We start from the raw sequence: 19,536 nt of genomic DNA, 5'->3' as shown, positions 1-19,536 counted from the left end.
GCCCCCGAGCGGCTATATCCTTGGGAGTTCACGCAATTGGAAAGCCTGGGCGAGCGATGATCACCACTCACTCCGCACTTATTTACGCCATGGTCCTGAGCGCTGCAGCAGATGGCAGTGTCGATGACAAGGAACTGGAAACCATCAGCGAGATCATCAATGTCTTGCCGGTCTTCCAGGACTTCGAGATCGGCAATTTCGGCCAGATCGCCGGCTCCTGCATCGACCTGCTGAGCGAGCCGGACGGGCTCGACGCCGCAGTCGACCAGATCAAGCGCACCCTGCCGGAGCATCTCGGCGCGACCGCCTATGCGCTCTCCTGTGACGTCGTCGCGGCCGATGGCACGGCGACCCAGGAGGAATTGCGGTTCCTCGAGATCCTGCGTCACGAGTTGAATGTCGACCGCCTGACGGCGGCCGCAATCGAGCGCGGTTCGGCCGCGCGCTACGCGAGACCCTGAGCGGAAGGAGGGCCGCGTCATGTCGGCCCAGAAGCCGCTCGATGGACGGCGGCTCGGTCTGGTCGGCCTCGGCCGACGCGGTCTTGCGGTTGCGCGCAAGCTGACCGAGAGCGGTGCGCGCCTTCATGTCTGGACCCAGAACACCGCGAAGGCCGTGGGGCTGGCGGAGGCGCATCCGCTGATCGAGGTCGAGCCCTGCCCGCGGGACGTCGCACGCTACACCGAGGCGACGCTCGTCGCGGTCAATAGCGACAAGGCGCTCGAACGGGTGATCTTCGATCCGGACGAGGAGCGCTACGGCGTCCTGCACGGCACGCCGCCGGACGGGCTGATCGTCGACATCGGCGAAACCGGGCCCGCAACGACCCGCGCCTTCGCCGACCGGGTCCGGCAAAGCGCCCGCATCTGGATCGACGCTCCGATCACCGAGACGGCGCTCGGCGGCACGCTCTCCGTCGGCGGGCAGGACACGGCATTCGCCCGGGTCTGGCCCGTGCTCCATGTGCTGTCCAACAAGGTCCTTCACGCCGGTCCGGTCGGCGCCGGTCAGGCGATCCGGACCTGCGGCGCGGCGATCCACGGCCAGATGGTGCAGGCTCTCGCCGAGGGCCTGGCGCTCGCCGCCGCTTCCGGTGTCGAGGCCGAAGCGCTGCTCGCCGCGCTTGCCGACAGCGCGGTCGGCGGCGCCGTTCTCAGCGAAACCGGCCGCCGGATGGCGGACCGGGAATTCCGCGCCGGCCGCACGGTCCGGATGCAGGCCGATCTCACCGCGCAGGCCAAGGAACTCGCCCGGGCGGCCGGCCTCGCACTCGGCGGGCTGGACAGCAACGCCGCCCATTGGAAGGCCCTGGTCGATAGCGGGCAGGCCGACCTCGATATTTCCTCGCTGATCCTCGAGATCGCCGAGACGCCGACGGATGTGCAATGAGCGCCGTCGAGGCCGCGCTGTTCGATATCGGCAATGTCCTGATCCACTGGGACCCGCGCCATCTCTTCCGCCGGATCTTCCGCACGCCGGACGGCGCGCCCGACGAGGAACGCGTGGAATGGTTCCTCGGCACGATCTGCACCACCCCCTGGCATGTCCGGCACGATCTCGGGCGGTCGCCGGAGGCGCAAACGTCGGAGCTGATTGCGCGCCATCCCGCGTACCGGGCGGAAATCGAGGCCTTCTACGGCCGTTTTCAGGACATGATTCCGGGCCCGCTCGAATCCATCGTCGCGGCCAAGCAGTCGATGAGGGCTTCCGGCATCCGGGTCTACGGCCTGACCAATTTCGGCGCCGAGACCTTTCGCGAGACGCGGGAGCGGTTCGGCTTCCTGCAAGAGTTCGACGGCGTCGTGGTCTCCGGCGAAGAACGCATGATCAAACCGGATCCGCGAATTTTCGAACTGTGCATCGCGCGCTTCGCCCTCGATCCGGAGCGCACCCTTTTCATCGACGATTCGGCGCCGAACATCAAAGCCGCGGACGCGCTCGGCTTCCGGACCCATCACTTCCGGTGCGAGGAGACCTGCCTCGACGCCTTCCGAAATCTCGCGTTGATCTGAAGTCAGCCGATTGCGGTGACACCCGAAGCGGGTAGACTGCGCGCCATGGACTACGATCCGGCTCTCCTCGCGGCCATCACCGGAACATTTCTGCTCGCAGGCTCCGTCAAGGGCGTGATCGGCCTTGGCCTGCCAACCGTGACGCTGGGTCTTATGACCCTGCTGCTCGATCTTCCGAGCGCCATGGCCCTGCTGGTCGTGCCCTCCCTCGCCACCAACATCTGGCAGGCTTCGGTGGGCGGGAATGCGCGTGCCATTTTCTCGAGAATCTGGCCGTTTCTCGTTGCCGCGACGGTCACCGTCTGGATCGGTGCGCTCGCCCTCAGCCGCGTCGATCTCAGCTACCTCTCCGGTCTGCTCGGCCTGCTGCTGGTCGCCTATGCCGCCAGCGGCCTGGCCGGGTTTCGCCTCACCCTCTCGCCGGAGAGCGCGCGCCGGAGCGGCCCGTTGTTCGGCGCGGTCAATGGCGTTCTGACCGGCATGACCGGCTCCTTCATGGTCCCGGGTGTGCTCTACCTTCAGGCCCTGGGCCTGTCCCGCGACATGCTGGTACAGGCGATGGGGATGCTGTTCACGCTTTCGACCGCGGCGCTCGCGCTGGCGCTCGGGCAGAGCAACCTGGTTTCCGCCGAGCTCGGCATGGTCTCGGCGCTCGGCCTTTTGCCCGCGATACTCGGCATGGTTCTCGGGCAGAAGATCCGCGGACGGCTCTCCGAAGAGCTGTTCCGGTCCGTGTTCCTGATCGGCGTGCTGCTGCTCGGCCTCTATATCACGGCGCAAGCCGCACTCGCCTGACCCCCTCTATTTGGGCCGGCCACTTGGCCGCACACTGATTGCGCGCTTTTTGCACGCCCAGCAGCCCTTTCGGCTTTCCGCAAACATTCAGCCGAACAGCTCATTGTTATGTATCTCATTGAGCCGAATTGACGAATTACCGCGTATTTTCCTTTGAATACCGCCATATTCCGCCATCCATCAAATCGAGATATACATGTCGATGTTGGTATCGAAAATTTCTCGTGATACCGTTCGCGCAACGTAGCCGCGAAAACGAAGTCGACCGGCAATCGGACAAAATGAACAGGGAGCAGAAAATGATGGAATTCTGGAAGTCGAAACGACGCGCTCTGGGCCTGATCACGGGCACCGCCCTGGCAGGCGCCGCATTGCTGGCGCAGACAGCCCATGCGGACACCTGGAAATATGCTTTCGAGGAGTCCCTCACCGAGGTGCAGGGCGTCTATGCGCAGAAGTTCAAGGAAGTGATCGAGGCCAAGACAGATCACGAGATCCAGCTCTTCCCCTACGGCACACTCGGCGAGTCAGCCGACATCATGGAGCAGGCCCAGGCCGGCATCCTGCAGTTCGTGGACCAGTCGCCCGGCTTCACCGGCTCCCTCATCCCCGAAGCGCAGGTCTTCTTCGTGCCCTATCTCCTGCCGACGGATCAGGAGCATCTCGCGCGCTTCTACAAGGAGAGCGAGGCCATCAACGAGGATTTCCAGAAGCTGTACGCCCAGCAGGGCCTGGAGCTGCTCACCATGTTCCCCGAAGGTGAAGTGGCGATGACCACCAAGGAACCGGTCCGGTCCTGCGAGGACCTGGACGAGGTCAAGTTCCGGGTGATGACCAATCCGCTGCTGGTGGAGTCCTACAAGGCATTCGGCGCCACCCCGACGCCGCTGCCCTGGGGCGAGGTCTATGGCGGCCTGCAGACCAACATCATCCAGGGCCAGGAAAATCCGACCTTCTTCCTCTACTCGACAAAGATCTACGAGGTGACCGACCACATCACCTATGCCGGCCACAACAACTTCACCACCGCTGTCATGGCCAACAAGGATTTCTATGACAGCCTCGGCGAAGCGGATCAGAAAGCGATCCAGGAGGCCTCCGCCATCGCCTACGATCACATCGTCAAATATCAGGAAGGACTCGCCGAGCAGGAACTCCAGAAGATCAAGGAGGCCAAGCCGGAAATGACGGTGACGGTACTGTCGGAAGAACAACGCGCCTGCTTCAAGGAAGCCGCCAAGGAAGTCGAGGCCAAGTTCATCGAGATGACCGGCGAAAGCGGCAAGAAGATCCTCGATCAGCTCAAGGCCGATCTGAAGGCGACCATGTAGCGCCAACGCCTCTGCGGAGTTCCGCTTGCGAACTCCCGACCGGGAACGGGCCGCGCACCGTTCCCGGTTTCTTGCCTGGGCATGCTGCTGCGAGGACCGACGAATGAGCGAAAACAACACCCGGACCAACGAGCACCAGTCCGGTCTATCCGGGCCGCTCGGGCTTCTGGATTCTGCGATCAGCCGGGTCGAAGCCTTCGCCCTCGCTGCGGGCGTCCTGTTGATGGCGGCCAATACGGTGGCGAATGTCGTCGGCCGCTTCGTCTTTCAATACAGCCTCTTCTTCACCGAGGAACTGAACCGGATCATCATTGTCCTGATCACCTTCGCAGGGCTCGGGTACGCTGCACGCCACGGGCGCCACATCCGGATGTCCGCGATTTTCGATTCTCTGCCGGCGCCATCGCGCAAGATCCTGATGATCGCGATCGCTGCCGTCACCGCCCTGATGATGTTCGCGCTCGCCTATTTCTCGGTGCGCTATATCGGCAAGGTCGCCTCCAGCGGACGGGTCCTGCCGGCGCTGCAGATCCCGGTATGGCTGATCTATGTCTGGGTCCCGGTCGGGTTTCTCGTCACCGGCACGCAGTATCTCCTGACGGCGGTCAAGAACTTCACGGAAAAGGACGTCTATCTCTCCACCACGGTGCTGGAGGGCTATGACGATACGGAAACCGAAATCTAGGGCTGGGAGAGCGCGCTATGGCCGCAATCATGATGCTGACGATGATTGTCCTGCTGCTGCTGGGCTTTCCGATGATGATCCCGCTCATCGCGGCCTCCTTCATCGGATTCTTCGAGCTCTTCGGCGGTTTCTCGAAGATGGATTTCATGGTGCAGCAGTTTCTCGCGGGCATACGCCCGGCCTCGCTGATCGCCGTGCCGATGTTCATTCTCGCCGCCGACATCATGACCCGCGGCGAGTCGGCCAACCGGCTGATCAACATGGTGATGGCCTTCATCGGCCATGTCCGGGGCGGCCTCGCGGTCAGCACGGCCACCGCCTGCACCCTCTTCGGCGCCGTTTCCGGCTCGACTCAGGCGACCGTGGTCGCGGTCGGCTCGCCGCTGCGCCCGCGCATGCTCAAAGCCGGCTACAAGGATTCCTTCGTCCTCGCGCTGATCGTCAATTCGAGCGACATCGCCTTCCTGATTCCCCCCAGCATCGGCATGATCATCTACGGGGTGGTGTCGAACACCTCGATCGCCGAGCTCTTCATCGCCGGGATCGGACCGGGCCTGATGATCCTGCTCTTCTTCGCCACCTACAGCGTGATCTACGCCACCGTGAAGAAGGTTCCGACCGAGCCGAAGGCGAGCTGGCGGGAACGGCTGGCGGCCGTGAAGGAGGCGGTCTGGCCGCTCGGCTTCCCGGTGATCATCGTCGGCGGCATCTACGGCGGCGTGTTCAGCCCGACGGAAGCCGCCGCTGCATGCGTGCTCTATGCCGTCATCCTCGAGTTCGGCGTCTTCAAGTCGCTCAGCGCGTCGGATATCTACGCCATTGCCAAGTCGACCGGCCTGATCACTGCCGTGGTCTTCATCCTGGTCGGCGCCGGTGCCGCCTTTTCCTGGGTCATCTCCTTCGCCCAGGTACCGCAGGCCATCCTGGGCGCGGTCGGCGTTACCGAGATGGGGCCGATCGGGGTCCTCTTCGTGATCTCCGTCGCGTTCTTCATCGGTTGCATGTTCGTCGATCCGATCGTCGTCATCCTCGTCCTCGTGCCGATCTTCGCTCCCGTGGTGAAATCCGTCGGGCTCGATCCGGTCCTGGTCGGAATCATCATTACGCTGCAGGTCGCCATCGGCTCCGCCACGCCACCCTTCGGCTGCGATATCTTCACCGCAATCGCCATCTTCAAGCGGCCCTACATAGATGTCATACGCGGCACGCCTCCCTTCGTATTCATGCTGCTGCTGTCAGCAGTACTGCTGATCTTCTTCCCGCAGATCGCCCTCTTCCTGCGCGACCTTGCCTTCAGATGAGAAAGGAGCGGTGCCGATGTTCGAACGGATACTCGTGCCCGTCGATGGTTCGGATCATGCGTTGAACGCCGTACGGCTGGCGGTGCAGATCCAGGAGAAATGGGACTCCGAGCTCCAGCTGCTCTGTGTCTACCGGCATTACGGGCTGCTGGAGGCTTCCATGTCGATGGTGCGCCCGGAGAAGCCAGAGAACCTGGACGATTCGATGCGGGAGTTCGCGAGCGAGGTGATCGAGAGCGCGAAGTCCGTCGCCATCGACGCGGGAGCACAGAAGATTCGCGGCTTCATCAAGGGCGGCCCGCCCGCACGCACCATTGTGGGATTCGCCAAGGAGCATGATATCGGCCTCATCGTGCTTGGCAGCCGGGGGATCGGCGATATCGAGGGCTACCTCCTCGGCAGCGTCTCGCACAAGGTTACCAGCTTGGCGGATTGTCCGGTGATGGTCGTCTAGGCTGGCCGTCCCCGACCTCGGTGCAGGCGCTTCCTACCGCACGGTAATTGCGGAATACTAACGCCGGCGGCAGCGGAGAGCGGGATGACGGAAAACATCGGGAGCACTGGCTCTGAGCCGGGGCCGGGCCTTGTCGGCCCGGAACGCCTGGCCGAACCGTTCGAGCCTGCAGCAACACCTTCGCAACGCCGTTTCCAGGTAATTTACCTGACGCTGCGCGAGCGGATCACACTGCTGGACTACGCCCCCGGCACCGCGCTCGACATCGATGCACTTGCCGAGGAATTCGGCGTCAGCCGGACGCCAATGCGCAGCGTGCTTCAGCAGCTTGCCTATCACGGGCTGGTGGTAAGCCGGCATGGGGTGCGCACTGCGGTCGCCGCGGTCAATTTCGACACCCTGCGCGAGGCCTTGCAGTTCCGCAGCCGACTCGCCGAGCTTATCGGCGTGGTCACGCCGAAGCCCCCCGGCGCCGCTGCCATCGATGCCCTGCGCGAGGCCGAACGGGTCTGCGCGGACTTGCTCGATCACCCCGATTACCGGAGCTTCGGACAGGTTGATGTGGGGATCCATGAGGCAATCTGCAGCCTGATCGGCAACCGACACCTGCTGCAGACCTACGACGATCTCTACTTTCGTACCGTCCGCGCGTGGTTTCATTTCCTCCCGCGACTCGACTGGCGCGAGGAAGTGGAACTTTTCCAGCAGGATATTGCGGCGACACGGCGCGCGATGGAGATCGGAGACGTCGCGGCGGTCGGGTTCGTCACCCGCAATGCGGTCAGCTCCGTGCTGATCCGCCTCGACGCACTGATCCGACAAACCGAATCGGCGGGCGCCGGGCACGCCTAGACACCCGCGCCGTTCCGGATGGCGGCCAAAGAAAAACCCTCCAGGGCACGCCCTGGAGGGTTTCTCTTAGATCTTGCCTGGAAAGCTGGCTTAGAAGCCCATGCCACCCATGTCCGGCATGCCGCCACCCGGCATGCCACCACCAGCGGCGGCACCCTTCGGTTCCGGCTTCTCGGCGACCATGGCTTCGGTCGTGATCAGCAGACCGGCAACGGAGCCGGCGTTCTGCAGCGCGGAACGGACGACCTTGGCCGGGTCGATAATGCCGGCTTTCACCAGGTTACCGAACTCGCCCTTCTGGGCGTCGAAGCCCCAGTCGCTGTCCTTGGACTCCAGCATCTTGCCAACGATGACGGAACCGTCTTCACCGGCATTCTCGGCGATCTGGCGCGCCGGGACCTGGATGGCCTTGCGCACGATGTTGATGCCGATCTTCTGGTCTTCGTTGCCCGGCTTGAGCTTCGCAAGCGCCGGAACGGCGTAGAGCAGAGCGGTACCCCCGCCCGGAACGATGCCTTCCTCGACCGCGGCGCGGGTCGCGTGCATCGCGTCGTCGACGCGATCCTTGCGTTCCTTCACCTCGACCTCGGTGGCGCCGCCGACGCGGATCACCGCGACGCCGCCAGCCAGCTTCGCGAGACGCTCCTGGAGCTTCTCACGGTCGTAGTCGGAGGAGGTTTCCTCGATCTGCGCCCGGATCTGGTTGCAGCGGGCCTCGATGTCCTTCTTCTTGCCGGCGCCGTCGACGACCGTGGTCTCGTCCTTGGAGATCTGGACGCGCTTGGCGGTGCCGAGCATGTCGACGGTGACGTTCTCGAGCTGGATGCCGAGGTCTTCGCTGACGACGGTGCCACCGGTCAGGATGGCGATGTCTTCCAGCATGGCCTTGCGGCGATCGCCGAAGCCCGGAGCCTTGACGGCAGCAACCTTCAGGCCGCCACGCAGCTTGTTGACGACGAGGGTGGCGAGCGCTTCGCCTTCGACGTCTTCAGCAATGATGAGGAGCGGCTTGCCGGACTGCACGACCTGCTCGAGAACCGGCAGCATCGCCTGCAGGTTGGAGAGCTTCTTCTCGTGCAAGAGGATGTACGGGCTTTCCAGCTCGCAGGTCATCTTGTCGGCGTTGGTGACGAAGTACGGCGAGAGATAGCCGCGGTCGAACTGCATGCCCTCGACGACGTCGAGTTCGGTGTGCAGGGACTTGGCTTCCTCGACCGTGATCACGCCCTCGTTGCCGACCTTCTCCATCGCCTTGGCGATCATTTCGCCGATTTCGGCTTCGCCGTTGGCGGAGATGGTGCCGACCTGAGCAACCTCGCCGGAGGTCGAGATCTTCTTGGCGCGCTTCTGGATGTCGGCGACGACGGCCTCGATGGCCATGTCGATGCCGCGCTTCAGGTCCATCGGGTTCATGCCCGCGGCGACGGCCTTGGAGCCTTCGCGCACGATGGCCTGAGCCAGAACCGTGGCAGTGGTGGTCCCATCACCGGCGATGTCGTTCGCCTTGGAAGCAACCTCGCGCACCATCTGTGCGCCCATGTTCTCGAACTTGTCGGAAAGTTCGATTTCCTTGGCAACGGTCACGCCGTCCTTGGAGATGCGCGGGGCACCGAAGGACTTGTCGAGAACAACGTTGCGGCCTTTCGGGCCCAGGGTAACCTTGACGGCATCCGCGAGCACGTCGACGCCATTGAGGAGTCGGGTACGTGCATCGGTGCCGAATTTGACGTCTTTAGCAGCCATGATGGATCAGTCCTTTCTTAGGATTCCAGAACGCCCATGATGTCGGACTCTTTCATGATCAGCAGTTCTTCACCGTTGATCTTGACTTCGGTGCCCGACCATTTGCCGAACAGCACCTTGTCGCCGGCCTTGACGTCGAGCGGCTGGACCTTGCCGGCCTCGTCGCGCGCGCCGGAGCCAACAGCGACAACCTCGCCCTGCATCGGCTTTTCCTTGGCGGAATCGGGAATAATGATGCCCCCGGCTGTCTTTTCCTCGCCTTCAGTGCGACGGACAACAACCCGGTCATGCAATGGCCTGAACTTCATGCCATAACCTCCGAAAAACTCGTCTGTGTGACGTTTTCTAACTGAGCGCTCGCCGTGGCGAACCTATTTATTAGCACTCACCAACGGCGAGTGCTGACGATGTAGGGAAGCGCGGTACGGCTGTCAAGGAATTGGCAAACGAGTCCGAAAAATTTTTTGCCGGAACATTGCCGGGGAGACGTGGCGGGAAACGAACAGCGGATGTCCGGCAGATGGTGTCTTCCCGCCGAATTGCAAACGGTTTCCTGAGCCGGCCAGGTGAAACGTTCTTGGCAGCAGCCAATCCATTCTGCTGCTAAAATATTGATTCCATTTATTTATTGCGGAACAGCGGTGTCTTACATCAACATTTCCGTAGTCACAATAGATGGAGTTCATGCATGTCGATTGAGCCAGTCGTCCTTTTCGAGCGCCGCGTGACCACCGCGGAGATTCTCTACCGCATGCCGGATCATCCGGATCTTCTACAGAGCTTCGTCTGGCAGACACACGATGTCGTTCCGAAACTCCCCCGCCTGAGACGGTTCCTCGATCACTGGCGGCTGAATATCGAGGCGCAGATCCATTCGATACAGATCTGCGCCGGCTCCCTCACCGGGACCGCCACCTTCAACGCAGCGGACATCGAATTCCGGCTCCACTGACAGGGTCCGTCCGGGTGCGGCATTGCATCCATTTGACCTCGGCCGCACCCGACGCCACATTCCGCCGGTCGTTTTATCCAACCGGAGAGTGGCGTGAATCCGTCCAGCCCGTCCTACAGCCCGGCCCTGCCGGAGCATGCCGCAACCGACCGGCCCGTCGCCTACTGGCTCTCCGGGGTTGCCGTCATGGTGTTCCTGATGATCGTCATCGGCGGCATCACGCGGCTCACCGGGTCCGGTCTCTCGATGGCGGAATGGCGCCCCTTCATTGGCTGGATCCCGCCTTTGAGCGAGCCGGAATGGTACCGGGTCTTCTCGCTGTACCAGGACACGCCGGAATTCCAGAAGGTCAACTCCTGGATGACCATCGATGACTTCAAGCAGATCTTCTTCTGGGAATACCTGCACCGGGTCTGGGGCCGGCTGATCGGCGTCGCCTTCGCCCTGCCCTTCCTGGTGCTCGCGCTTGCCGGCAGGATCCGCCGGGCGCTCTATCCTCGTCTCGGCCTTCTGTTCCTGCTCGGTGCGCTACAGGGCGTGATCGGCTGGTGGATGGTAAAGAGCGGCCTGGTCGACAATCCGGCCGTCAGCCAGTACCGGCTTGCAATCCATCTCGGCGTCGCCTTCCTCATTCTCGGCGCATTGCTCTGGACCGTGCTCGGCCTGCAGCGCCTCCCCGGCGAACGGGACCGGCACCTCAGGCGCCATGCCGTCGCGGTGCTTCATCTGATTGCGCTCACGGTCGTCGCCGGCGCGTTCGTCGCCGGGCTCGATGCGGGTCTGATCTACAACACCTTCCCGCTCATGAACGGGCATATCGTCCCGCCTGACTATGCCTTCGCCGAACCGTTCTGGGTCAACGTCTTCGAGAACCCCGCGACGGTACAATTCAATCACCGCGTGATCGCCATCGTGACCTTCGTCGCGATCGTCTGGCTCCTGGTGCGGGCAATGCGGTCCAACGGTCTTGCGCCCCGGACCCGGCTCGCCGTTCACGCGCTTGCCGGCATGACCGCGATCCAGGTCGCGCTCGGGATATCCACCCTGCTCGCCCAGGTACCGGTGTCGCTCGGAGCGGCCCATCAGGGCGGCGCGGCGCTGACCTTTGCGGCCGCGGTCTGGGTGCTGTTCGAAACAAGCGGGAAACGGAAAGCGTAGCGGCTCTGGGTCCGATGTCCGCCCTCAGTGAGCCAAACCTTTGTTTACGGTCGCGATCGGCACAAAGTATCGTCGCACGCTTAGTTGATTCGCACGCCGCATAATCCGCGGGCCAGCCTCCCCGTATAGGAGCGTTCGTATGGAGACCGCCGAAGACCTGTATCGTCTGGTGACCCGGCTCCCGATGAGAACACCGCCGACCACGTCATCGAGCCTTGCGATGACGCTCAAGTATCTCGACGCACATTTCCGCAACACGCTCATGTCGGACCCGGGGATCAGAGCCTTCGCCGCCATCGCCTCGGAATTGCTCGAGGACAACGAACTCGTCGCCGCTGTCGAGAAACTGCCGAACGCTCCCGAAGAAACAAGGGACCAGGCCCGCCTCGACTTCCTGAACGAGAACATTGCCAGGCTCGGAGGCACGGTCGGTCAGCCTTTCATGGAGCGGTATTTCGCCCGATTGTACCGGGACGTGAACGAGAATGCGGCTGCGGCCTTTGCGACGGTCGTCAGTGCCGCCAGATCGGTGGCGGGGACCCGAGGTACGGTCGTCATGGTCGCAGGCACCTGCTACAACGTCATCTGGCGCGAGGCGTGGGCGCTCAAACGACAGGGTTTCCGAACCTTTCTCGTCTGCCTCGAGCCGATCGCGGACGACAAGATCGCCTCCTATTCCGGAGCGTTCGATCACGTCTTTCACGGCTGCGACAACTACGTCACACTCGACATCGTCCTGCGGCATCTCGATCCCGACGTGTTTCACGTTCAGTGCCGGATGTGGGAATACGTGATGGCCCGCTTCGTCCTGGAGCGCAAACGCAAGGCCAAGGTGATTTGCGAGTTTTACGACATCACGGGAATCGTCAGTACGCGCGAAGCCTACTACACAAACTGGTCGCCCCAGGCGGTCGATCTCGAACTGGACTGCGAGCGAGAGATTTTCCAGAAAAGCGACGGGATCGTTCACAGATTTCCGACGGATCTGATTGCGGAGCATGGCAAGCAATACGGACGCGTGCCGCCTCAAGCCGAGATCCAGCAATACCCGCTTTCCCATCTGATACAGAGCAGGCCTTCAAAATCGGAATCGCCCGATCAGATCCGCTGCGTCTATATCGGCAATATCGTCCCGCGCAATGACCGTCATCCGCCTGGATTCTATCCGAACTGGGGATCCGCGGAAGCCTGGGAACCGCTGTTGCAGGCCGGGATCGATGTCTCGATCTACTACACGCCTCACGGGCAGGCGAATATTCCTGGGTTCGAATTCATCGAGTATCTCCAGGAGCGTTATCCGCGCTTCAAAATCGAGCCGACATTGCCGCCGAGCGAGCTTGCGGCCGGGATCGCCGGATACGATTTCGGACTGATCGTCAACGACCTGAACATCGAGAACAGCTTCTGCCGCCACGAACTCTACAAAGGCGGCGTCGGCACAAAGCTGTTCCACTATCTGGAGGCCGGCCTACCCGTACTGATCAACTCAGAGTACGAATACGCGTCCTCGATCATAGTGGGCAACGGGATGGGGATCGCCGTTTCCTCGAAAGAGCTCGACACCTTGCCGCAGAAACTCCGCGAGGCGGACCGTGCCGGAATGCGCCGGAACGTGGCCCGTTTCGTTGCGGAAAACCAGATGGAACAAAAGATCCACCGTCTCGTCGAGTTGTACGAACTCGCGGGCTGAACGGACAACCGGCAGGCGCAATCCTTTCAAATTCGGGCATATAGAAACGCCAAAGCTCCACTCTCCTGCGTGTTGCCGTCCACCCGGACGGGGGCCGATACTTTCGCGGGCAAAGTAGAGGAGATTCCAATGCCGGAACAGACTGTCGCCGCCGAGATCATGCGCGCCGTCGACGAGGGGTTCGAGGAACAGCTTCAATTGAGCCAGGAACTGGTGCGCTGCCCCTCCACACGCGGCCAGGAGGCCACCGCACAGGACCTGATGGCCCGCGCGGCACGGGACTTCGGCTATGCCGTCGACATGTGGCGCATCGACCCGGACGAGATTGCGAAACATCCGGGGTTCTCGCCGGTCGACGTCTCCTACGAGAATGCCTACACCGTCGTCGCCTCCTGGCGGCCGGAAAATCCCAGGGGCCGCTCGCTGATACTGAACGGCCATGTCGACGTGGTGCCGGTCGGTCCGGAAAAGATGTGGACGCGCCTGCCGTTCGGCGGAGAGATCGACGGTGACTGGATGTATGGCCGCGGTGCCGGCGACATGAAGACCGGAACGGTAAGTGCGCTCTATGCGCTTGAAGGCCTGAGGCGCGCGGGCTACCGGCCGGCTGCGCCCGTCCATTTCGAGTCCGTGATCGAGGAGGAATGCACCGGCAACGGCGCGCTCTCGACCCTGGTGCGCGGCTACAAGGCGGACGCGGTCCTGATCCCGGAGCCGACCGGAGAGCGCCTGACCTCGGCGCAAGTCGGCGTCGTCTGGATGCGGGTGAAGGTCGCCGGCATCCCAGTGCATGTCGCCCATGCCGGCAGCGGGCAGAACGCGATCGAGGCCTGCGTGCCGCTCTGGGAGGCTCTCCACGCGCTTGAGGAAGAATTCAACCTGCCGGAAAACAAGCACCCGGCCTTTGCCGACAATCCGCATCCGGTCAATGTGGTGATCTCGCAGATCAAGGGCGGGGACTGGACCTCCAGTGTGCCCGCATGGTGCACGTTCGAGGTCCGGGTCGGTCTCTATCCCGGGATCGATCCGGCGACGATCCAGCAGCGGCTGACCGAGACCATCGCCACAGCCTCCAGATCGCATACCTTTCTCGCGAACAACCCACCCGAGATCGAGTGGCAGGGCTTTCTCTCGCCGGGCTACGAACTGCCGAAAGACACGCCCGGCGAAGCTCTGCTCGACCGGTGTCACGAGATGGTGTTTTCCAGCACGGCGGGGCGCCGCGCCTCCACCGCGCTTACCGACTCGCGTTTCCACGGGATCTACAACCGGACGCCAGCCTATGTTTACGGGGCGATCGCGGAGAATGTGCACGGCTTCGACGAACGGGTGAACCTGCCTTCGGTCCGGCGCGTGACCGCGGCGATGGCGCTCTTCATCGCCGACTGGTGCGGGCTGGAAAAGATCTAGCCGTCTCCGACCCGCGGCACCTCCACAAATGAAAAACGCCCGCTGGAAGCGGGCGTTTTCGGCAACCGGCCTTGCGTGAGAGCCTTAGGCGGCTTTCGCGGCGGCGGCCTTCTCGATGCGCCGCTTCAGCGCACGGGCCTCAAGGCCGAGCTGCGCATTCTTGGCTTTCATCAGATACTGGTCGAGACCGCCATTATGCTCGATGGAGCGGATCGCATGCGTGGTCAGACGCAGGCGGACCATCTTGCCGAGCGCATCGCTCATCAGCGAAGTCTGCTGCAGGTTCGGAAGAAACCGGCGGCGCGACCTGTTGTTCGCGTGGCTCACATTGTTGCCGGTCTGGACACCCTTACCGGTGATTTCGCAACGACGCGCCATTTCTCTAATCCTCGGTCAACTCGATAGAATTGGATTTCGCGCAGCCGGGGCCGCACGAGGAAGCAGGGCATATACGCGAGGCCCCTTTTCGCGTCAAGGGGATTCAGGGGATTTTCGAACGGTCAGACCCGCTTTTCAAAGCCTCTGACGGCACGGTCGAAGATCTCCGCCGTGGTGGCGCCAGCCTCGGCGGTGCCCGCTTTATTGCCACCCAGCCGCAATTTGTCGAGGCCGGTTCTGCCTTTCGTCCGGATCGACCTGCGTGCGCGGTCAAGTTCTACAACCGACGGCCGGTTTTTCGTCGTCTGCGTCTGCATCGCGATTCCTCCTCCGGTATGAATTAGCTCATGCACCTTCATATCGGCCGAACACCTCGGATTTCAACGCATGGCGGAGGCAACCGCGATACCCGCGGACGCTCCGCCGGGTGTCAGCCAGGGATTACTCGTTCTCGACGAGGAACATCGGCGGTGTCGCCGGCCCCATCCGGACGCTCGGCCCCGCCGCGATCATCTTGCCCTTCACCGGAGAGGAGAGAACGATCGAGGTCGTGGTCTCGCCGTATTTGCGCATCTGCGAGATGACATGCTCCAGATGCACCATCGAGGAGACGATGACCTTGATCATGTAGCTGTCCTGACCGGTCACGTGATGGCACTCGAGGACCTCGCTCAGCGTGTGCGCGACCGTCGCGATCTTGTTGTAATGCTCGCCTGAGGTCTTCAGATGGATGAAGGCGGTGGTCGGATAGCCCAGCTTCTCCGGGTTCACGATGGTCCGGTAGCCGTTGATGATCCCGAGATCCTCCATCCGGCGCACCCGTTCGGCGACGGCGGGAGACGACAGGCCGACACGGCGGCCGAGTTCGCTGAAGGACAGGCGCGCATCCTCCTGCAGCACCCTGAGGAGCTGCCAGCCGACCTTGTCCAGTTGACCTTCGCCGTTAGCACTCATGGGCCTTCCCCCATTTCCGCAACATCCGTGCATGATAGTGTGACGGAGCCGTTCCTGCAAAGTACCTCTGGCGAACGCAAGAATGGTCCTGGATGAACCTGACGTTCAGACGCCTCACGCGCGAACATTGCCTTGATTATTGCACTACCAGTAGAATTGCGGCACGTTAACCATACAGTTGTGTGCTGGGTTTTGGGAGCTTTAAGAGTGGCACGCGTTATCGGTAGCGACCGTATCAGAAAGAACGTCACGATCGGCAATCGGCGTACAAGCGTAAGTCTGGAAGCACAGGTTTGGAATGGACTGTCCGATATCTGCAGAAGAGAAGAGATCGGCATAGATGCTCTTTGTACCTCCGTCGCGGCGCGGCGCAAGGAATCGAGCATGTCCTCGGCCCTGCGGGTCTTCCTGCTGACCTATTTCCGGCTTGTCGTGGAGAATATCGAGCACAGCCTCGGCGCCGCCCCCGAGGGCGGCATGGGAGAGAATGCCCAGGCGCCCATTCCCGGTTTTCTTGATACCGCCCTGCAGCGCTTCGCGCTGGAGCAGCAGCAATACGCCACAAGCGGGCAGACGCTCTAGTTCTCGGTCGCTCCCGGGAGACAATTCACCAGGCGAGCGATCCGGCGAAATACGCCGGGCGCGCGCGGTGTTCCGCGATCAGGGCCGGGAGCCGCTGTGCCGGACGCTCCGCGAGATCGTCCGCGTGGATCCCGCCGCCGAGCAGCAGGCTGTCGATCCCCGCCCGGTTGGCGCCGAGTATGTCGGTTTCCAGGTTATCTCCGACCACGAGCACCCGCTCCGCCGGCAGTGAGATCCGCTCCAGGCAGCGGGCGAAGATCTCGGGGAACGGTTTGCCGAAATGGCGCACCCGGCCGCCCAGAATTTCGTAGCGCTCCGCCATCGCGCCGGCGCAGATCTGCCGCGCGCCGCGGTGGAACACCGATTTGTCTGGATTGGCGCAGACCATCGGCAGATTGCGCCCGGCCCCGGCGGCGAGCAGCGGCTCGAACTCCTCGATACCCGCATCCGGGTTCTCGGGCCCCGCGTTGAGGATCCAGTCCGCTTCTCCGACCTCCGCCACCTCGGTAAACGCACCCTCCGGTAACGCGTCCGGAAAGCGCGCGCGCCCGAGCCAGAGCACGCGTTCGCCGAGGCTCTGCGCCGCGACATCCTTTCTGCCGCCGACGATATCGGCGACCATACCGCCCGAGGTGACGATATCGGCGAACCACGAGAGCTCGAACCCGATCCCCGTCAGCCGTTCCGCGACCACCGCGGGTATGCGCGGCGAGTTCGAGAGCACAAGCAATTTCTTTTCCATTCCGGCCAGCGCCCTGACCGTCGCAAGTGCATCCGGGAACGCCTTCCCGCCGTCATAAAGCGTGCCCCAGACATCAAAGATGAATCCGTCATAGCGTTCGGCGATTTCGGAGAAGGCGGACAGCGTGGCGGGCATTGGGAAACTCCCGTTCGAAGCGACGGCATGAAGAGAATCAGGGCTGGCGCCCTCGGCGCCTTACTTGGCGGGCTGCGTGGTCGGCCGCGGTTCCCCGAAGAGATAACCCTGGCCGTAGTCGATCTTAAGGTCGAGCAGATCAAGCAGCATGTCTTCGGACTCGATTTTCTCGACGATCAGATCCATGGCACAGCGGTCGAGCGCCCCCTTGAACCGCCGCATGTCGAGCTGCGGGTCGTCGCCGCGGGCGAGTTCGTGCAGCATGTGAGCGCCGACCTTGATGTATTTGAAACCGAGATCCGCCAGATGCGGCAGATCGATATCGAGCGTGCGCACCTGATCGAGAGAGAAGTGGAAACCGAGATTCTGCAGGCGCTGCAGATTGACCTGGGTCTCGTAGGTCGGATCGGTGATCGCCTCCTGCTCGAACTCGAAATAAAGGTTCGGGATCAGCTTCTGGTTGTCTGCGAGGAACTCGATGAAGTCAGTGAAGAAATCGACATCCGTCAGCGAGCCGTTGGAGATGTTGCAGAAAAAGGCGAGATTCGGCTGGCCGCGCACCGCGCGCCGCACCAGCTGGATGCAGCGGAACAGCAGCATGTTGTCGATCACCGCGACCAGACCGGCCTCCTCGGCGAGCGGAATGTACTGCTCGGGGGTGATGACCCGGCCCCGGTCGTCGACGATGCGCGAAAAGCATTCGTAGAACTGCCGCTTGCGCGAGGGCAGTTTCACGATCGGCTGCAGATACAGATCGACCCGATCCTCGCGCAGCGCCTGCTCGACGATGGTCAGGACCTCCGCGTCATCGATCAGCAGCAGCGGCTCGCCGGGGCTTTCGGCCGCGGCGACGGCGGGCAGGCCGAGATCGTCTGATTTTTTCGCCGCCGGCGCCTTGTTCTTGGATCTCTCCGGGGTCTTCGCCGAGAGCTGCCCCAGCAGGCCCTGCAGGACCTTGAGTTCGGCGACCACGTGACCGCTATCCGGCATCTCGTCGATCTGTTCGCGGATCCGGGAGAGTTCCTCGCGCGCGGCATCCAGATCCTGCCGGGTGACCGCGAGCTCGTGTGCGAGCACCTCGAGCTGCCGCTCCGAGGAAGCGCGAACCGCACCGAGCGAGAGGCCGGTCTGCACCAGACCGCCAAGCGTCAGCAGCAGCAGTCCGGCGCCCCAGCCGGGCATCGCCAGCAAAGGCACCTCCGGCAGCAGCACGGCGAGCGCAATGGCCGGCAGAGTATAGAAGCTAGCGATCAGGACGTTACGCAATGGCGCGGTCCCCTTCCCAGGTTCAGGGCGCGGTCCCGGATTCCACGCCGACAGCCTCCGCAACGGAGGAATATCCGTCCCGTTCAAGCAATGTGCCAAGTTCATCGGCGATCCGCCTGACGAGACCGGGTCCTTTATATATCAAAGCGGTGTAGAGCTGAACGAGGGAGGCGCCAGCCTTGATCTTGGCATAGGCGGCCGCCCCCGAATCCACTCCGCCAACGCCTATCAGCGGGATCCGCCCACCGGTCAGCCGGTAGGTCTTGCGCAGGATCTCGGTCGAAGGGACGAACAGTGGCGCGCCGCTCAAACCGCCCGACTCCGACCGGTTCGGGTCCTTCAGGCCCTCCGGGCGCGCGATCGTCGTGTTGCAGACGATCATCCCGTCGATCCCCTCTTCCAGAACCACACCGGCGATTCCTTCGAGCTGGCCATCATCGAGGTCCGGGGCGATCTTCAGCAGGATGGCCGGCGCGTTCTCTCGGACCACTTCCGCGCGCGCCGCCTTCGCCGCGCGCAACAATTCGCGGAGCGGCTCAGGTGCCTGCAGATCCCGCAGGCCCGGCGTGTTCGGCGAGGAGACATTGATGGTGATGTAATCGGCGAGCGGCGCCATCGCGGCTACGCCGGCCGCGTAATCGCTTTCCGGCGTCTCGACCCCCTTGTTGGCGCCGACATTGGCCCCGACGATACCATCCGCCCGGACCCGGCCGGTCAGACGGGCCGCGCCCGAAGCCAGTCCCTTGTTGTTGAAGCCGTTGCGGTTGATGACCGCCGCATCCTCCGGCAGACGAAACAGGCGCGGGCGCGGATTGCCCGGTTGCGCCCGCGGCGTCATGGTTCCGACCTCGACGAAGGCGGCGCCGAGCCGGAGCGCGCCAACATAGGCCTCCGCGTCCTTGTCGAACCCGGCGGCAATCCCGACGGGATGCGGAAAGTGCAGGCCGAACAGATCCTGCGCCAGCGACGGGGCCGGCTGCCAGTTCGAGCCGATCGGCATGAAGCCGGACCCGAGCACGCGGACGGTGAGGCGATGCGCGGTCTCGGGATCGAGACACCGCAGCAGAGGGAGCGCGAGATCGGCAAGCATCGGCGT

The 19,536-nt window shown here is 63.0% G+C and carries 22 protein-coding genes; 14 read left to right on the top strand and 8 right to left on the bottom strand.

Translation table 11 applies throughout. The features are described from left to right. Positions 1-56: 56 nt before the first annotated feature. From ACOOE1_RS17365 to ACOOE1_RS17325, 9 genes are all read left to right on the top strand, one after another. A complete protein-coding gene (locus tag ACOOE1_RS17365; RefSeq protein WP_420403462.1) occupies positions 57-461 on the top strand; it encodes a tellurite resistance TerB family protein in 405 nt (134 codons plus the stop codon). A gap of 19 nt (positions 462-480) precedes the next feature. Continuing rightward, positions 481-1,389: an NAD(P)-dependent oxidoreductase gene (locus ACOOE1_RS17360; RefSeq protein ID WP_420403461.1), complete on the top strand. Its 909-nt coding sequence runs from the start codon at positions 481-483 to the stop codon at positions 1,387-1,389. Then, positions 1,386-2,012 (top strand): HAD family hydrolase, encoded by a 627-nt coding sequence (locus ACOOE1_RS17355; RefSeq protein WP_420403460.1) that lies wholly within the window; start codon positions 1,386-1,388, stop codon positions 2,010-2,012. The genes ACOOE1_RS17360 and ACOOE1_RS17355 overlap by 4 nt, the downstream gene beginning before the upstream one ends. A gap of 45 nt (positions 2,013-2,057) precedes the next feature. Beyond that, positions 2,058-2,807, top strand: a complete 750-nt coding sequence (locus ACOOE1_RS17350) for a sulfite exporter TauE/SafE family protein (RefSeq protein WP_420403459.1) — start codon at positions 2,058-2,060, stop codon at positions 2,805-2,807. Positions 2,808-3,106: 299 nt separating this feature from the next. Next, the gene (dctP, locus tag ACOOE1_RS17345) at positions 3,107-4,138 is read left to right on the top strand and encodes a TRAP transporter substrate-binding protein DctP (RefSeq protein WP_420403458.1); all 1,032 of its coding nucleotides are present in this window, start codon (positions 3,107-3,109) and stop codon (positions 4,136-4,138) included. A gap of 103 nt (positions 4,139-4,241) precedes the next feature. Beyond that, a complete protein-coding gene (locus tag ACOOE1_RS17340; RefSeq protein WP_420403457.1) occupies positions 4,242-4,823 on the top strand; it encodes a TRAP transporter small permease in 582 nt (193 codons plus the stop codon). A 17-nt stretch (positions 4,824-4,840) separates the two neighbouring features. Next, positions 4,841-6,124, top strand: coding sequence for a TRAP transporter large permease (locus tag ACOOE1_RS17335; RefSeq protein ID WP_420403456.1), 1,284 nt, complete (start codon positions 4,841-4,843; stop codon positions 6,122-6,124). Positions 6,125-6,140: 16 nt separating this feature from the next. After that, complete coding sequence (locus tag ACOOE1_RS17330) at positions 6,141-6,578, top strand: universal stress protein (protein ID WP_420403455.1); 438 nt, start codon at positions 6,141-6,143, stop codon at positions 6,576-6,578. Between the two features lie 84 nt (positions 6,579-6,662). Next, a complete protein-coding gene (locus tag ACOOE1_RS17325) occupies positions 6,663-7,430 on the top strand; it encodes a GntR family transcriptional regulator (RefSeq protein WP_420403454.1) in 768 nt (255 codons plus the stop codon). Positions 7,431-7,520: 90 nt separating this feature from the next. On the opposite strand, the gene groL is transcribed toward ACOOE1_RS17325, so the two are convergent. Continuing rightward, complete coding sequence (groL, locus tag ACOOE1_RS17320; protein ID WP_420403453.1) at positions 7,521-9,173, bottom strand: chaperonin GroEL; 1,653 nt, start codon at positions 9,171-9,173, stop codon at positions 7,521-7,523. A gap of 17 nt (positions 9,174-9,190) precedes the next feature. Beyond that, positions 9,191-9,481, bottom strand: a complete 291-nt coding sequence (groES, locus tag ACOOE1_RS17315) for a co-chaperone GroES (protein WP_420403452.1) — start codon at positions 9,479-9,481, stop codon at positions 9,191-9,193. A 380-nt stretch (positions 9,482-9,861) separates the two neighbouring features. Between groES and ACOOE1_RS17310 the strand changes: the two genes are divergently transcribed. From ACOOE1_RS17310 to ACOOE1_RS17295, 4 genes are all read left to right on the top strand, one after another. Further along, positions 9,862-10,125, top strand: coding sequence for a Usg family protein (locus ACOOE1_RS17310; RefSeq protein WP_420403451.1), 264 nt, complete (start codon positions 9,862-9,864; stop codon positions 10,123-10,125). A gap of 93 nt (positions 10,126-10,218) precedes the next feature. Then, positions 10,219-11,283: a COX15/CtaA family protein gene (locus ACOOE1_RS17305; RefSeq protein ID WP_420403450.1), complete on the top strand. Its 1,065-nt coding sequence runs from the start codon at positions 10,219-10,221 to the stop codon at positions 11,281-11,283. A 139-nt stretch (positions 11,284-11,422) separates the two neighbouring features. Next, positions 11,423-12,973 (top strand): hypothetical protein, encoded by a 1,551-nt coding sequence (locus tag ACOOE1_RS17300; RefSeq protein WP_420403449.1) that lies wholly within the window; start codon positions 11,423-11,425, stop codon positions 12,971-12,973. A 129-nt stretch (positions 12,974-13,102) separates the two neighbouring features. Continuing rightward, the gene (locus ACOOE1_RS17295; protein WP_420403448.1) at positions 13,103-14,383 is read left to right on the top strand and encodes an ArgE/DapE family deacylase; all 1,281 of its coding nucleotides are present in this window, start codon (positions 13,103-13,105) and stop codon (positions 14,381-14,383) included. Positions 14,384-14,467: 84 nt separating this feature from the next. Here the strand turns inward: ACOOE1_RS17295 and rpmB are convergent, their stop codons facing one another. The 3 genes from rpmB to ACOOE1_RS17280 all read right to left on the bottom strand — a co-directional run bounded on the left by rpmB (position 14,468) and on the right by ACOOE1_RS17280 (position 15,715). After that, positions 14,468-14,761, bottom strand: coding sequence for a 50S ribosomal protein L28 (gene rpmB, locus ACOOE1_RS17290; protein WP_420403447.1), 294 nt, complete (start codon positions 14,759-14,761; stop codon positions 14,468-14,470). Positions 14,762-14,883: 122 nt separating this feature from the next. Further along, positions 14,884-15,078: a hypothetical protein gene (locus ACOOE1_RS17285; RefSeq protein ID WP_420403446.1), complete on the bottom strand. Its 195-nt coding sequence runs from the start codon at positions 15,076-15,078 to the stop codon at positions 14,884-14,886. 124 nt (positions 15,079-15,202) lie between these two features. Further along, positions 15,203-15,715: an Lrp/AsnC family transcriptional regulator gene (locus tag ACOOE1_RS17280; protein WP_420403445.1), complete on the bottom strand. Its 513-nt coding sequence runs from the start codon at positions 15,713-15,715 to the stop codon at positions 15,203-15,205. Positions 15,716-15,895: 180 nt separating this feature from the next. On the opposite strand from ACOOE1_RS17280, the gene ACOOE1_RS17275 reads away from it, so the two are divergent. Further along, the gene (locus ACOOE1_RS17275; protein WP_420406447.1) at positions 15,896-16,297 is read left to right on the top strand and encodes a ribbon-helix-helix domain-containing protein; all 402 of its coding nucleotides are present in this window, start codon (positions 15,896-15,898) and stop codon (positions 16,295-16,297) included. Positions 16,298-16,322: 25 nt separating this feature from the next. Here the strand turns inward: ACOOE1_RS17275 and ACOOE1_RS17270 are convergent, their stop codons facing one another. The 3 genes from ACOOE1_RS17270 to ACOOE1_RS17260 are packed head-to-tail and all read right to left on the bottom strand — an operon-like array spanning position 16,323 to position 19,530. Next, entirely contained in the window at positions 16,323-17,174 is an 852-nt protein-coding gene (locus ACOOE1_RS17270; RefSeq protein WP_420403444.1) for a TIGR01459 family HAD-type hydrolase, read from the bottom strand. A gap of 60 nt (positions 17,175-17,234) precedes the next feature. After that, positions 17,235-18,440 (bottom strand): EAL domain-containing protein, encoded by a 1,206-nt coding sequence (locus ACOOE1_RS17265; protein ID WP_420403443.1) that lies wholly within the window; start codon positions 18,438-18,440, stop codon positions 17,235-17,237. 22 nt (positions 18,441-18,462) lie between these two features. After that, on the bottom strand, positions 18,463-19,530 hold the full coding sequence (locus tag ACOOE1_RS17260; RefSeq protein ID WP_420403442.1) for a quinone-dependent dihydroorotate dehydrogenase: 1,068 nt from the start codon (positions 19,528-19,530) through the stop codon (positions 18,463-18,465). Positions 19,531-19,536: the final 6 nt, after the last annotated feature.

This window comes from Nisaea sp. (assembly GCF_965216895.1).
Classification (GTDB): domain Bacteria; phylum Pseudomonadota; class Alphaproteobacteria; order Thalassobaculales; family Thalassobaculaceae; genus Nisaea.
The sequence above is the reverse complement of the archived record's forward strand: the minus strand, read 5'-3'. Positions and strand labels throughout refer to the sequence as shown.

Bases quoted from the DNA above. Each gene is read 5' to 3' on its own strand.
- groES (WP_420403452.1), bottom strand. From the start codon at position 9,481: ATGAAGTTCAGGCCATTGCATGACCGGGTTGTTGTCCGTCGCACTGAA.
- ACOOE1_RS17355 (WP_420403460.1), top strand. From the start codon at position 1,386: ATGAGCGCCGTCGAGGCCGCGCTGTTCGATATCGGCAATGTCCTGATC.
- ACOOE1_RS17335 (WP_420403456.1), top strand. From the start codon at position 4,841: ATGGCCGCAATCATGATGCTGACGATGATTGTCCTGCTGCTGCTGGGC.
- ACOOE1_RS17340 (WP_420403457.1), top strand. From the start codon at position 4,242: ATGAGCGAAAACAACACCCGGACCAACGAGCACCAGTCCGGTCTATCC.
- ACOOE1_RS17350 (WP_420403459.1), top strand. From the start codon at position 2,058: ATGGACTACGATCCGGCTCTCCTCGCGGCCATCACCGGAACATTTCTG.
- ACOOE1_RS17310 (WP_420403451.1), top strand. From the start codon at position 9,862: ATGTCGATTGAGCCAGTCGTCCTTTTCGAGCGCCGCGTGACCACCGCG.
- groL (WP_420403453.1), bottom strand. From the start codon at position 9,173: ATGGCTGCTAAAGACGTCAAATTCGGCACCGATGCACGTACCCGACTC.
- ACOOE1_RS17360 (WP_420403461.1), top strand. From the start codon at position 481: ATGTCGGCCCAGAAGCCGCTCGATGGACGGCGGCTCGGTCTGGTCGGC.
- ACOOE1_RS17280 (WP_420403445.1), bottom strand. From the start codon at position 15,715: ATGAGTGCTAACGGCGAAGGTCAACTGGACAAGGTCGGCTGGCAGCTC.
- rpmB (WP_420403447.1), bottom strand. From the start codon at position 14,761: ATGGCGCGTCGTTGCGAAATCACCGGTAAGGGTGTCCAGACCGGCAAC.
- ACOOE1_RS17270 (WP_420403444.1), bottom strand. From the start codon at position 17,174: ATGCCCGCCACGCTGTCCGCCTTCTCCGAAATCGCCGAACGCTATGAC.
- ACOOE1_RS17295 (WP_420403448.1), top strand. From the start codon at position 13,103: ATGCCGGAACAGACTGTCGCCGCCGAGATCATGCGCGCCGTCGACGAG.
- ACOOE1_RS17285 (WP_420403446.1), bottom strand. From the start codon at position 15,078: ATGCAGACGCAGACGACGAAAAACCGGCCGTCGGTTGTAGAACTTGAC.
- ACOOE1_RS17300 (WP_420403449.1), top strand. From the start codon at position 11,423: ATGGAGACCGCCGAAGACCTGTATCGTCTGGTGACCCGGCTCCCGATG.
- dctP (WP_420403458.1), top strand. From the start codon at position 3,107: ATGATGGAATTCTGGAAGTCGAAACGACGCGCTCTGGGCCTGATCACG.
- ACOOE1_RS17330 (WP_420403455.1), top strand. From the start codon at position 6,141: ATGTTCGAACGGATACTCGTGCCCGTCGATGGTTCGGATCATGCGTTG.
- ACOOE1_RS17260 (WP_420403442.1), bottom strand. From the start codon at position 19,530: ATGCTTGCCGATCTCGCGCTCCCTCTGCTGCGGTGTCTCGATCCCGAG.
- ACOOE1_RS17365 (WP_420403462.1), top strand. From the start codon at position 57: ATGATCACCACTCACTCCGCACTTATTTACGCCATGGTCCTGAGCGCT.
- ACOOE1_RS17325 (WP_420403454.1), top strand. From the start codon at position 6,663: ATGACGGAAAACATCGGGAGCACTGGCTCTGAGCCGGGGCCGGGCCTT.